Source organism: Pseudomaricurvus alkylphenolicus, from assembly GCF_011683955.1.
GTDB classification, from domain to species: domain Bacteria; phylum Pseudomonadota; class Gammaproteobacteria; order Pseudomonadales; family Cellvibrionaceae; genus Pseudomaricurvus; species Pseudomaricurvus alkylphenolicus.
In genome coordinates this window covers 26,463-39,103 of record NZ_JAAQPI010000003.1, presented here as the reverse complement: position 1 = coordinate 39,103, position 12,641 = coordinate 26,463, and the positions used below count along the sequence as shown (strand labels likewise).

Genomic DNA, 12,641 nt, shown 5'->3' with positions numbered 1-12,641 from the left:
GACTATGGAAATTATCAAAACAAAACTGCCTGGGGTCACTATTATCGAGCCGCAGGTATTTGGTGACGAGCGTGGATTTTTCGTGGAGTCTTTTCAGGTTGAGCGTTACCGGGACTTAGTAGGAATCGATCAGCCTTTTGTGCAGGACAATCATTCCCGCTCCACATCGGGCGTCTTGCGGGGACTGCACTTTCAAAAGTCCAGACCTCAGGGGAAATTGGTAAGGGTGGTAACCGGCGAGGTCTATGACGTCGCCGTTGATATTAACCCTCAATCGAGCACTTTTGGGCAGTATGAAGGTGTCTTCCTCAGTGAGGCCAACAAACGTCAGTTCTGGGTGCCTCCGGGTTATGCTCATGGCTTTGTGGTCGTTTCTGATGTGGCAGATTTCGAATACAAGTGCACAGATTACTATGACCCTTCTGACGAAGGCAGTGTGGCTTGGGATGACCCATTGGTCGGTGTGGACTGGCCTGTCGTCAAACCAACCTTATCGCCTAAGGACGCTAAAGCGCCTACGTTAATGCAATTCGTTGAACCTGGAGGCCAGGCGGATGACTGAGAAGAAAAGAGTGCTGATGTTGGGTGTATCCGGTCAAGTGGGTATCGAATGTTTACAGGGTTTTATGAACCGTCAGATTGATATGATTTTGCCAAATCGAGAGCAGTTGGATTTGACCAAGACGGAAGACATAAGCACAGCAATTATTGCTTGCAAGCCTCACTTAGTGATTAACGTCGCCGCCTACACGGCGGTGGATAAGGCCGAGTCGGAGCGAAAGCTAGCGGATCGAATTAATCACCATGCGGCAGCGGCTATGGCCAGGGCCTGTAATGCCTTGTCGATCCCACTGTTTCACCTGTCCACGGATTACGTGTTTGACGGCGAAAAAACCTGTGCCTACCAGGAGACAGATTACAGCAATCCTATCAATGTCTACGGGAGAACCAAGCTGGACGGTGATAGGGCTATACAGTGTTTACTGCGTAAGCACATTATCTTGCGGACCTCTTGGGTATTCGGTGCGAATGGAAACAACTTCGTAAAGACGATGTTGCGCCTGGGGGCCAACAACAAAACATTGCGTATCGTTTCGGACCAGAAGGGCTGCCCGACCCCTGCCGCTAATATCGCAGCGGTAATCATTTATTTGGCAGAACAGTACTTCGCCCATGGAACTCTGCGCTGGGGGTTATATCACTACAGTGGCAAGGGAGCTTGTTCGTGGTATCAGTTTGGCAAAGCCATTTTTGCTGAAGCGGCTCGAATTGGGGTGGTGCCAGCACCGCCAGCGCTCGTGCCTATCTCGTCCAATCAATATCCCGTCGCAGCCAGGCGGCCATTGAATTCGGTACTTGATTGCAGCAAGATCGAATCAGTATATCCCAAGATACACACTGTCAGCTGGTGCGATGAGCTCAGAGCAATGCTCAGCAGCAGGCTTATGTTACCAGGCAGCTCACTATCTGAGCACGTCGCAGAGTCGTCATGTCGCTTACTGTCCCAGCCACAGGCACTTAGGCTTCCTCAGTATGAAACTCCAACTTCCGGCCTCTGAACCATTCACGCAGTTCATAGGCGGTCAGGTAATTTACCGGTACCAAAAGCAGCGTAATAAAGGTTGCGAAAATAATCCCAAATGCCAGTGACACCGCCATTGGGATCAAAAATTGAGCTTGAGTGCTCTGCTCAAACAACAGCGGCACGAGACCAAAAAACGTCGTCAGTGAGGTCAGCATCACAGGGCGGAAGCGCGCAGCTCCCGCTTTTAACACCGCATCCAGAACCGGCACACCGTGCTGGCGACGTTGCTGATTGATAAAGTCCACCAATACCAGGCTGTCATTCACCAACACACCAATCAACGCCAACATGCCGAGTATGCTGAACAGGGTCATGGGGATGCCCATGATCCAGTGCCCGATAAAGGCCCCAATGGTGCCGAAGGGAATAACGGACATCACCAGTAACGGCTGTGCATAAGACTTAAACGGAATCGCCAGCAGGGTGTAAATGGCGAAGAGCACAAAGATCAAACCATAGGCCAGACTGCGGAAGGAGTCCGCCTGCTCTTTGGCTTCGCCTTCCAGGCTGTAGCTGACGCCGGGATACTGAATCAGGAGCTCGTCGAGAAAGCCTCGCATATCATCGTTGACCAGCGCCATATTAACGCTGCCCTTGTCGATTTCAGCTTCGACGCTGAGCGTGCGCTTGAGGTCATTGCGATAGATGGCGGTGGGGCTTTTGCCCGGGACCAGCTCGACAACTTGCGCCACCGGTACACTGCGCCCGTCTGCGGTGGTGATGCGGAAGTCCTGCAGGTTGGCAATGGCTTGCCGTTCTTCCCGCGGGAAGCGCACCATGACTCTCACATCTTCGCGACCGCGCTGAATGCGTTGGGCTTCGTAACCGTAAAACGCTTCGCGTACCTGCCGCACTACGTCGGATTCGCTGATGCCCAGGGCGTAGGCTTCGGGTTTGAGTTGCAGGCGCAGTTCTTCTTTACCCGTGGACATGCTGTCAATGATGTCGTATATGCCCTGGTGGGTGGCCAGGCGCTCTTTCACTTTGTCGGCGACGATGCGCAACTCGGTAAAGTGATTGCCACCCAGTTGGATATTCACCGGGTTGCCGCCGTGCATAATTTCGGAGCGGAAGGCGAGTTCTTCTGCGCCCGGAATGGTGCCCACCAGTTTTCGCCATTCGGTGACCAATTCCCGGTTGCTGACAGGGTTGTCACGCAGCTCCGGCGGCGTGATCTCAAAGCGGACCCGGCCGTAGTTACTGCTCTTGCGACCGCGGCCACCACTGCCAGTGGTGGAGTAGACGTTCATGATCACCGACTCGCCGTCGGCATCATTGCGGTATCTTTGCTGCAGCTTCATGGCCTGTTGGGTAATGTGCTCGATGTGGCGATCAGTGACTTCAAATGGTGTGCCGGCGGGCATCGTCAAAGTAACGCTGATGGTCTCAGACGGAATACGAGGGAAGAAAACAAAACGGGTCCAGCCACTGGTAACCAACGTCATGAGTACAATAAAGACACCCAGGAAGACCGCCAATGTGGTGTAGCGGTGGGCGAGGGCGTGTTTTAACAGAGGTTGGTAATAACGCAGAATACCGCGTTCAAAACCTTTGGCAAAAGACTGCTGCCAACGGGAAAAGGCATTGGCATTGCGTGCTTTGCTGATGTTAATGTGCTTGAGATGCGCCGGCAGTACAAACTTGGATTCGATCAGCGAAAACAGCAGGATGGGAATGATAACCACGGCCAGCTGCTGAAATAGAATCGAACGGGGACCGTCGATCATGGTCATGGGCAGAAAAGCGACGACGGTAGTGAGCACGCCGAAGGTGACCGGGGCCGCAACCTCGCGGGTGCCGACAATGGCCGCGTGTTCTCCCGACTCGGCGTTTTCCAAGTGCCGGTAGACGTTTTCCCCCGTGACAATGGCATCATCCACGACGATACCCAGCACCAGAATAAAGCCAAACAGGCTCATCAGATTGAGGCTGATATCGAACATTGGCATCACCAGAAAGGCGCCGGTAAAACTCACGGGTATGCCGATAAAGACCCATAGCGCCACCGATGGGCGCAGGAACAGGGTGAGCAGAGCCAGCACCAGAATACCACCTTGGATCGCACTACTGGTCAGGGTTTGCAGGCGGGCTTTTACGATTTTGGAGCGGTCGCGCCAGGTGGACAATTCCATGCCCACGGGAAGGCGATCCTGCTGACTGGCGATATAGGCTTTGACCTTGTCGGCAACGTCGATCGCACTTTGGTCACCCACCCGGAAGACTTCAATCATGGCGGCGGGCTGTCCGTTAAAGCGGGTTTGCATGGGATCTTCGGTAAAGGCGTCGCGCACGATGGCGATATCGCCCAGGCGCACGATGCTGCCATCGCGGTCAGTGGCAACCACAATGCTTTCAAATTGGGGGCGGTCGTAGGCCTGGCCTTTCAGGCGAATCAATACTTCACCACCGCGGGTTTTGACATTGCCGGCTGAAAGATCGAGTGAGCTGCTCTGGATGGCTGCAGCTACATCGGCCAGGCGCAGGTTGTATTGGCGCAGCCGGTCCTGGGAGACCTCAATGGAGATTTCGTAATCCCGCACATCGTCCAGAGAGAGTTGGGTGATGCCGGGAATCTGCAGCAGATCATCCCGCACCCGCTCAGCCTGCTGGCGGATTTCCTTTTCGCTGAACGGGCCGGAGACGGAAACATCGATCACTTCACGGGTACGAATGGCAAGGCTGATAACGGGTTTTTCCGCTTCTGCCGGAAAGGTGTTGATAGCGTCGACCCGGGTTTTGACATCGTTGAGCAGCTCGCGGGGGTCGTAACCGGTGTCCACCTCAATGGTGACACGGGCGTTGCCTTCAGTAGAGCGACTGCTGATTTTTTCAATGCCCTCCAGGTCCTGTACGGCTTCTTCGATGCGAATCGCTACCGACTGCTCGGCCTCTTCAGGAGTGGACCCTCGCAGTGACACAGAGACGCTGATCGTATCGGCACCAAAGGTGGGGAATACCTCCAGCGGAATACGCAGTTGCAACGACATAATCCCGAGCAGCAGCAGGGTTGCCATCAACAGGTTGGCGGCGACGTCGTTGCGGGCAAACCAGGCGATCATGGTTGGGTCTCCGCGCGGGTGGCCATGGCCTGGGTGCCGTCATTGACCGCTGTGCCACTCGATACCTGGCCCAAGGGAGAGGTCACCAGAACCTCGCCCCCCTCGATCCCGCTGAGTAACACCGAGTGTTCGGGCGTTTGGAACTGCAGACTGACTTCGCGTCTTTGCAGCAGGCCATCCTTGATGACATAGACAAAGCTGCCCTGGTAGAGACTGCTTGTCGGCACCACCAGAGCCTGCTCCACTCTTTTACCTTCGATTTTGGCGGTCACATACTGTCCGATTTTCAGTGGCGCCTTATTGCTCTGTTGCACGGCGAAGGGATCTTTAATCTGTGCCACGACGTAGAGTTGATGGCTGTTTTCATCCAGCGCGGCTTCGGTGCGAACGATCTGTGCGGACCACTCCTGGCGCTGGCCCAGCTCGCTGACAATAGTGGCATTGGGGTAATCCGCTTCGCTCAGCGTTTTGCCTCGGAAGTTTTCCGGCAGGTTAACCAGTTCCAGCTCACTGTTCTTCAAGGGCAATCGGATTTCCACCACGTCGGTGGCAAACACGTCCGCCAACTGTGCGCTGCTGTTAACAAACTGGCCCAGGTCCACTCGAATGGTTTTTACGCGGCCATCATAGGGGGCGCGGATACGGGTACGTTCCAGGTCCAGACGGGCCTTATCGAAGTTGGCCTGGGCGGAAATCAGTTGAGCTTCAGCGGCCGCCAGTTGTGGTTTGCGCAGCACCAAAGCTGGCGCCGGCGAGCCGTCGCCCAACCGCTGCCAATCGCGTTCAGCCTGAACGGCGCGGGCTTTTTCTTCTTCCAGGGATACTTTGGCCTGCAGCAGGGCGGCTTCGGCAACTTTAACGGCTGCCTGGTAATCCCGGTCGTCGATGCGGATCAATATATCGTCTTTATTAAAGAAGCCACCATCGCGAAAGCTTGGGTTTACTTCAACGATCTGCCCACTGACCTGCGCCACCAGCAAGGTCTGAGTGCGGGGTTGCACGGTACCAAAACTGCGGATTTCCACCTGAAAACGCTGGGGCGTGATGACCTGACTGTCCACATTGAGAACCGGCCGAGCCCTGTCCGTCTTGCGCTTGACCTCCGGTTTGTTCATGGAGATCACAAAAGCAATGACCACGAACACGGCCAGTACAGCAACAGCTTTAATCAATTGTGGCGCTCGGGTTTGCATAAGCTCTTCTGTGGTCCTGGGTTAATAATCTCCGCCAAGGGCGAGGTAAAGATTAATGCGGTTCTGCAGTAACTGATTACGCAGGCCGATAACATTATTCTGGGCGCTAAAGGCCCGGCGTTGGGCTTCCAGTACCGACGTGTATTCCTGCAGCCCCTGCCGATATTGCTCAAATGCCAGTTCTTCCGCTGCCTCCGCGTGTTTGCGGGCGGCAAATAGTTGTTCCAGCTGTTGTCTAAGGGCCACTTCGTTGGTGAGACCACGCTCCACTTCGGCAAAGGCGTCAAACAGGGTCTGAAGGTAGCGTTGTTCCTGTTGTTCCAGCTCTGCCTTGGCCTGGTATTGCCGTGCCTGCAGGCGACCACCGGCAAACAGTGGCTGGGTCAGACCACCGAGCAGGCTCCAGGCCAGAGAGCCGCCATCCAACAGTTGGTCAAATTCGTCACTGCTGTCGCCAGTACTGCCGGTCAGGCGCACGCTGGGAAACCGGTCCTTATGGGCGCGGGCCAGTTCCCGGTCGCCGGCCAGCAGAGTCAGGTAACTGGCTTGAACATCATAACGGTTACGCACCAGCTGCGAATTCAGATTTTCGGCATCCAGGCCTGGTAACTCGGGTAACTCGCTACTGTCCGCCGATGTCAGTGAGCCACTGGGATGTTGCCCCAACAGTAATTGTAATTGCCGCACGGCCTCTTTCTGCCGTTCCAGTTGAGCGCTCAGGTTACTGTTTTCAGTGGCCAGGTCGCTGCGCGCGAGGTAAACGTCCAGGGCGCTGTTGATGCCCTGGCGGTAACCGCTGCGAATAATGTCCAGATTGGTCTGCAGGTTATGCACCCGCTGGCGGAAGAGTTCACTGAGTTGCCGCTGTGCCACCAGATCGTACCATCTGCGGGCTACTTGGGCGGCCAGGGAGATCCTGGTGGCCTGAAATTGGGCCTGTTCAGACATCAGGCGGTAATCAGAAGCATCGCGGCTGTCATCCAGTTTGCCCCACAGATCCAGCTCCCAACTGATGTCCAGGCTCACGTCAAAGCTGTTAACAGGAGTGACATCCTCTGCCTTGCGTCGCTGTCCGTCGAGCCCGAGATCCAGTTGTGGCCAGAGGCTGGCAGCTGTAATCCGGCGCTGTTGGCGGGCGGCCTCAACTCTGGCTCGGGCTTCCTGCAAGCTGAAATTGTCGTTGATGGCCTGGCCGACCCACTGGTTCAGTTGGGGGTCTGCAAAGGTTTGCAGCCAGCCGGAAGGGGCGGCTATCGATGTTTCTGCGGCAGATGCGCCCAGTGAATCGGGGGCCAGTTGCCGAATTTCAGGGTCAATGGCGACCGACTGGCAACCTGCCAGGAGTAAAACGACCAGTAGTGGGCGAATTGGCGGGAACATCTTCACGACCTGGGTGGAATTGCTGGCAAGAGTACTCATTTTGCTGGTCCGTGTCTGCCGTTAACCCTGTTTTTTACCTTGGTTAACTTTTGTCGCAAAGTTGTATCAAGAGTGTGGCAAATCTCAGTGTCTCCGTAACAGTACAGAGGATGCAATAGGACGGTTGTTTATTTTTCAGTCAATGGGGAATATTGCTGTCACCAGGCGGTATTTTTTGGGAAAATAGCCGACCTTTTTACTCAGGTTTGACCCAAGGCTAGTTCTCGATGTCCCGTCCCAATGTCCAATCCCGCCGCGCTGGCCAGCCAGTGGTGGCCGATCCCCTGTTTGGCTACCCCAAGTACTGGGCGGAATGCTATGGCACAGCACCTTATCTGCCGATGTCGCGCCAGGAGATGGATGATCTGGGTTGGGACAGTTGCGATATTATTATCGTCTGTGGCGATGCCTATGTGGATCACCCCAGCTTCGGTATGGCGGTGATGGGCCGTTTTCTGGAGGCTCAGGGCTTTCGGGTGGGTATTATCGCCCAGCCCGATTGGCGCAGTGCCGAGCCCTTCAAGGCGCTGGGGAAGCCGAATCTGTTTTTTGGGGTATCCGCCGGCAATATGGACTCCATGATCAACCGCTATACAGCGGATATGAAAGTCCGAAACGACGATGCCTATACGCCCGATGGTGCACCTGGCAAACGCCCGGATCGTGCGGTGACCGTCTACAGTCAACGCTGCAAAGAAGCCTATAAAGACGTACCCGTGGTATTGGGAGGTATTGAGGCGAGTCTGCGCCGGATTGCCCAGTACGACTACTGGAGCGATCAGGTGCGTCGCTCTGTGTTGTTTGATGCCACCGCCGATATTCTGCTTTACGGCAACGCCGAGCGTGCCATTGCTGAGGTGGCTCACGAGCTTGCCCTGGGCAAGGACATCAGCGAGCTTAAGGATATTCGCGGTACCGCCATTATTCGCAACGCGGTTCCGGGTGGCTGGACGGAAATCGATTCCACCCGTATCGACTGGCCCAAACATATTGATGCGATGCCCAATCCTTACGACGTTGAGGATACCAGCGAAGGCCAGTGTTCCAAGGCGGACACGGCTGCAGGTGAGGCCGTTGATGAACCGGTACGTATTATTCCCATGCCGCTGCAGGGTAAGAGTGTGTGGGATATGGACAAGACCTGTATTCGCTTGCCTTCTTTTGAGAAAGTCAGCAAGGATGCGGTGTTGTATTCCCATGCCTCGCGGGTATTGCACCAGGAGTCGAATCCTCAAAACGCGCGGGTGCTGGTACAAAAGCACGGCAATCACGAACTGTGGGTAAATCCGCCGCCGATTCCCCTGGAAACCGATGAGATGGATGATGTGTTCGCACTGCCGTATCAGCGTCGTCCGCACCCCAGCTATGGTGATGCGAATATACCCGCCTACGAGATGATCAAAACCTCGGTGAACATCATGCGCGGGTGCTTTGGTGGTTGCACCTTCTGTTCGATTACCGAACACGAGGGCAGGGTGATCCAGAGCCGCTCTGAGGAGTCGGTATTGCGCGAAATCGAAGAGATCCGCGATAAGGTGCCCGGATTCACCGGTACCATTTCCGATCTGGGTGGCCCCACGGCCAATATGTATCACCTTAACTGCAAGGATCCGATGATCCATGCCAATTGCCGGCGATTGTCATGCGTGTTTCCCACCATCTGTAAAAATCTGGTGACGGATCACTCGCCTACAACCAAGCTCTATCGCAAGGCGCGGCAGATACCCGGCGTCAAGCGGGTGGCAATTGCTTCTGGCCTGCGCTATGACCTGGCGGTGCGTGACCCCGAGTATGTCAGGGAGCTGGTGACCCACCATGTGGGTGGGTATCTGAAGATTGCCCCGGAGCACAGTGAAGAGGGCACACTGAATAAAATGATGAAGCCGGGAATGGATACCTACTACAGCTTCAAGCGCATGTTTGACAAATACTCCAAGGAGGCGGGCAAAGAGCAATACCTGATTCCGTACTTCATTGCCGCACACCCCGGCTGCGAAGATGAGGACATGCTGAATCTGTCCCTGTGGTTGAAGAAAAACAAGTTCCGTGTTGATCAGGTGCAGACCTTCTATCCCTCACCCATGTCCCTGGCCACCGCCATGTATCATTCCGAGCGAGATCCGCTGCATCGCCTCAGCTACAAGAGCAAACCCATCTATATTCCCCGCAAACTGGAGCAGAGACGCCTGCAGAAAGCCTTTCTGCGCTATCACGACCCCAAAAACTGGGCTTATCTGCGCAAGGCGCTGATCGATATGAATCGCCGGGACTTAATTGGTGATGGCCCCAATCAGTTGGTACCTTGGGAGGAAAAGGGCAAAGGGCGCCAGCGCAGCGGTCAGAAGCGAGGCGATAAGCGTTCCAGTCAGTACAAGGATTACAATCCTGCCATTGGCTCCCAGGGGCGCAGTGCGGGGGACGGAGAGTCCAGTCGCAAAACAACCAACCAGCGCAAGCCAGATGCCCGCAAACCGAACCGCGGCGGTGGCAGAACATCTCATAAGGGCCGCCGACGCTAGTGATGACCCAATTTCCTCTTAACTGGGCCTATGCCCAGGGTGCCCCCGAGGTCACGGGGCTGTTTCGTGCACAGCCGGAAGATTTTCAGGTGGACGAAGATCTTGGTATTGAACTGACCGGTGAGGGCGAACATGTTTATCTGCACATCCGTAAGCGCGGAGACAACACCGCCTGGGTGGCCAAGCAGATAGCGCGCCTGGCCGACGTCAACACCGGGGATGTTGGTTATGCCGGTCTCAAGGATCGCAACGCGGTAACCACTCAGTGGTTCAGCGTATACCTGCCAAAAGGGGAGGAGCCGGATTGGGCTTCGCTCAACAGTGAGTCCATCAAGGTGTTGGCGGTTACGCGTCATCGCCAGAAACTGCGCCGCGGTACCCATCGAGCCAACTTATTTGCGATTCGACTGCGGCAGTTGCAGGGCGATGATTCAGGATTGCAGCCGCGACTGGAGCGAGTGGCACAGCAGGGTGTGCCCAACTATTTTGGGGAACAGCGTTTTGGTCACGATGGCGGCAATCTGGAGCTGGCTCAGCGGCTGCTGGTGGACGGCGACAAAATACGCAATCGTCAAAGGCGCGGCCTGACGATGTCGGCGGCCCGATCCTATTTATTCAATCGGGTATTGAGTGAGCGGGTTCGGCGAGGGGATTGGCTCAGCCAACTGCCGGGGGAGGTTGCCATTAATGATGCTCCGTCAGGCCCACTCTGGGGTAGAGGTCGGCTGGCCACCAGCGATGAGTGCCAGCAGCTTGAGTTGGACATTCTGCAGCCGCTGCAAGCCTGGTGCAACGGCTTGGAGCACGTGGGGCTGACCCAGGAGAGGCGGGCGCTGCAGCTAATTCCTGAGGCTCTTCAATGGCAGCGGCAAGCAGAGGATTTGAAGCTGCAATTCTCCTTGCCCCCGGGGACTTATGCCACTGCAGTTCTAAGGGAAATCTGCCAGTTGAAACAGATGTCAGCGCCTGAGGATATGGTATAGTTCTCCGCTTAGCGATATCAGAACAAATAACAGCTTTTATCGGGGGATAGAGGGTGAGCAGCCTGCAGTTACAAGGTATTGGAATGACCTCGCAGCGTACGAGGCAACGGCTGGTGGATCGATTGTCGGAACAGGGCGTCACCAATTTACAAGTGCTGGACGTGATGGGGGATACCCCGCGCCACATCTTTCTCGACGAAGCCCTGTCGCATCGAGCCTACGAAGATACCGCCCTTCCCATTGGCTACGGCCAAACCCTGTCCCAACCCTATATCGTTGCCCGCATGACGGAAGTGTTGCTGGGTGCGGCGGGCAAACTTGAGCGTGTGCTGGAAGTGGGTACCGGCTCCGGTTTTCAGACCAGTGTGTTGGCACAGCTGGTGCCAAAGGTCTATAGCGTTGAGCGCATCAAGCCACTGCAGGATAAAGCTCGCCAGCGCCTGCGGCAGCTGGGTTTGAACAATGTGGAGCTGAAGCACGCGGACGGCGGCTTTGGCTGGCCTGAAAAAGGGCCCTTCGATGGCATTCTCAGTACTGCTGCGCCGCGGGAAGTGCCCGCGGAACTGCTGGCCCAACTGGGACCCAATGGCGTGCTGGTGATTCCGGTGGGTGGCAATACCCAGGAGCTGCGTCTAATCATCCGCGATGGTGACTCTGAAGATTTCGTTACGCAGGTGCTGGAGCCCGTCAAGTTTGTGCCTCTGCTCTCGGGCGTTACCCGCTGATCACCACATAATCAACGGAGGCGCAGTTTGCGCAAGGGAATGAAGCATTATCTGTCGGTCTTCGCACGCGGGGCTGCGATGGGGGCCGCGGACGTGATACCGGGTGTTTCAGGCGGTACCATCGCCTTTATTACCGGTGTATACCATGAGCTGATCGACTCGCTGAGAAGCTGTGATCATCATGCGCTGCGGGTTCTTTGGCAGCGAGGCCCCAAGGCGGCCTGGCAGCACATCAACGGGGCTTTTCTACTGAGCCTGTTCGGCGGCATCCTGCTCAGCATTTTTTCTCTGGCCAAGCTGGTGACCTGGTGTCTGGAGCGGCAACCCATACTGGTGTGGTCGTTTTTCTTTGGCCTCATCGCTGCTGCCTCCGTGCATTTATTGCGACAAATACCCTACTGGAATCCCGCTCGGACGCTGCTGCTGCTGTTGGGAATGGGCATTGCCCTGATGGTGTCGGAGATGCGACCGGCACAATTACCGGATACCTGGTGGATGTTGACGCTGGCGGGCGCCATCGCTATTTGCGCCATGATTCTGCCCGGCATTTCCGGCGGCTTTCTTCTCCTTATGATGGGCATGTATGCCAGGGTGGTTGAAGCGGTATCCCAGTTTCAGTTGTTGCTCCTGGTCCCCTTTGCCTTGGGTTGCGGTCTGGGGCTACTGCTCTTCTCCCATGTGTTGAGCTGGTTGTTGCGCCGCTTTGCCGCGGCCACTATGGCCCTGTTAACGGGCATTCTGGTGGGTTCTTTGAAAATCATCTGGCCCTGGAAGGTGACGGTTGAAACCACCTTGAACCGCCATGGAGAAGTGGTTCCCCTGCGACAGGAAGCCGTTTTACCTGCTCAATATTCTGAATTGGTATCGCAGCCTTCGCAGCTGGTGATGGCACTGATTGTGTGTCTGCTGGGAATGGCTCTAGTATTGGCCCTGGAGTTCTGGGCCAAGCGAGGCGACAGGTGAATCAGATTGTTTTTTTAGATGACTGGCTGGACAGATTTTTCATCAATGCTTGGGATATTGTGCTGAACTGTGCGCAACCTCGGAAACGGGTCAGAATCGAAGCTTTATTTGGTAAATTTGTCTAAGTTTCTTAGACGGTTTTCGCATAACCCCATGTAGTTAATTGTTTAATCGACTATTAACAACTGTAATTTG

The 12,641-nt window shown here is 55.5% G+C and carries 9 protein-coding genes; 6 read left to right on the top strand and 3 right to left on the bottom strand.

What is annotated here, in order from left to right; translation table 11 throughout:
* Nucleotides 1–4 precede the first annotated feature (4 nt).
* Together rfbC and rfbD are read left to right on the top strand one after the other, a co-directional pair.
* On the top strand, nucleotides 5–562 hold the full coding sequence (gene rfbC, locus HBA55_RS08915; RefSeq protein WP_166989631.1) for a dTDP-4-dehydrorhamnose 3,5-epimerase: 558 nt from the start codon (nucleotides 5–7) through the stop codon (nucleotides 560–562).
* Nucleotides 555–1,559 (top strand): dTDP-4-dehydrorhamnose reductase, encoded by a 1,005-nt coding sequence (gene rfbD / locus HBA55_RS08910; protein ID WP_166989629.1) that lies wholly within the window; start codon nucleotides 555–557, stop codon nucleotides 1,557–1,559. Before rfbC ends, rfbD begins: the two co-directional genes overlap by 8 nt.
* On the opposite strand, the gene HBA55_RS08905 is transcribed toward rfbD, so the two are convergent.
* The 3 genes from HBA55_RS08905 to HBA55_RS08895 are packed head-to-tail and all read right to left on the bottom strand — an operon-like array spanning nucleotide 1,519 to nucleotide 7,256.
* Entirely contained in the window at nucleotides 1,519–4,644 is a 3,126-nt protein-coding gene (locus HBA55_RS08905) for an efflux RND transporter permease subunit (RefSeq protein WP_166989627.1), read from the bottom strand. The two genes, rfbD and HBA55_RS08905, sit on opposite strands and share 41 nt — an antisense overlap.
* Nucleotides 4,641–5,837 carry an efflux RND transporter periplasmic adaptor subunit gene (locus tag HBA55_RS08900; RefSeq protein WP_166989625.1) on the bottom strand — a complete coding sequence of 399 codons (1,197 nt, stop codon included), beginning with the start codon at nucleotides 5,835–5,837 and terminating at the stop codon, nucleotides 4,641–4,643. The genes HBA55_RS08905 and HBA55_RS08900 overlap by 4 nt, the downstream gene beginning before the upstream one ends.
* A gap of 21 nt (nucleotides 5,838–5,858) precedes the next feature.
* Entirely contained in the window at nucleotides 5,859–7,256 is a 1,398-nt protein-coding gene (locus HBA55_RS08895) for an efflux transporter outer membrane subunit (protein WP_166989623.1), read from the bottom strand.
* Nucleotides 7,257–7,483: 227 nt separating this feature from the next.
* Between HBA55_RS08895 and HBA55_RS08890 the strand changes: the two genes are divergently transcribed.
* The 4 genes from HBA55_RS08890 to HBA55_RS08875 all read left to right on the top strand — a co-directional run bounded on the left by HBA55_RS08890 (nucleotide 7,484) and on the right by HBA55_RS08875 (nucleotide 12,446).
* On the top strand, nucleotides 7,484–9,775 hold the full coding sequence (locus HBA55_RS08890) for a YgiQ family radical SAM protein (protein ID WP_166989621.1): 2,292 nt from the start codon (nucleotides 7,484–7,486) through the stop codon (nucleotides 9,773–9,775).
* 2 nt (nucleotides 9,776–9,777) lie between these two features.
* Entirely contained in the window at nucleotides 9,778–10,758 is a 981-nt protein-coding gene (gene truD / locus HBA55_RS08885) for a tRNA pseudouridine(13) synthase TruD (protein WP_166989619.1), read from the top strand.
* 83 nt (nucleotides 10,759–10,841) lie between these two features.
* Nucleotides 10,842–11,483, top strand: coding sequence for a protein-L-isoaspartate(D-aspartate) O-methyltransferase (locus HBA55_RS08880; RefSeq protein ID WP_166990914.1), 642 nt, complete (start codon nucleotides 10,842–10,844; stop codon nucleotides 11,481–11,483).
* A gap of 27 nt (nucleotides 11,484–11,510) precedes the next feature.
* The gene (locus HBA55_RS08875) at nucleotides 11,511–12,446 is read left to right on the top strand and encodes a DUF368 domain-containing protein (RefSeq protein WP_240945982.1); all 936 of its coding nucleotides are present in this window, start codon (nucleotides 11,511–11,513) and stop codon (nucleotides 12,444–12,446) included.
* Nucleotides 12,447–12,641: the final 195 nt, after the last annotated feature.

What these genes read in the sequence shown, in the direction of transcription:
- rfbD (WP_166989629.1), top strand. Translation starts at nt 555, where the DNA reads ATGACTGAGAAGAAAAGAGTGCTGATGTTGGGTGTATCCGGTCAAGTG.
- rfbC (WP_166989631.1), top strand. Translation starts at nt 5, where the DNA reads ATGGAAATTATCAAAACAAAACTGCCTGGGGTCACTATTATCGAGCCG.
- HBA55_RS08895 (WP_166989623.1), bottom strand. Translation starts at nt 7,256, where the DNA reads ATGAGTACTCTTGCCAGCAATTCCACCCAGGTCGTGAAGATGTTCCCG.
- HBA55_RS08900 (WP_166989625.1), bottom strand. Translation starts at nt 5,837, where the DNA reads ATGCAAACCCGAGCGCCACAATTGATTAAAGCTGTTGCTGTACTGGCC.
- HBA55_RS08880 (WP_166990914.1), top strand. Translation starts at nt 10,842, where the DNA reads ATGACCTCGCAGCGTACGAGGCAACGGCTGGTGGATCGATTGTCGGAA.
- truD (WP_166989619.1), top strand. Translation starts at nt 9,778, where the DNA reads ATGACCCAATTTCCTCTTAACTGGGCCTATGCCCAGGGTGCCCCCGAG.
- HBA55_RS08890 (WP_166989621.1), top strand. Translation starts at nt 7,484, where the DNA reads ATGTCCCGTCCCAATGTCCAATCCCGCCGCGCTGGCCAGCCAGTGGTG.
- HBA55_RS08905 (WP_166989627.1), bottom strand. Translation starts at nt 4,644, where the DNA reads ATGATCGCCTGGTTTGCCCGCAACGACGTCGCCGCCAACCTGTTGATG.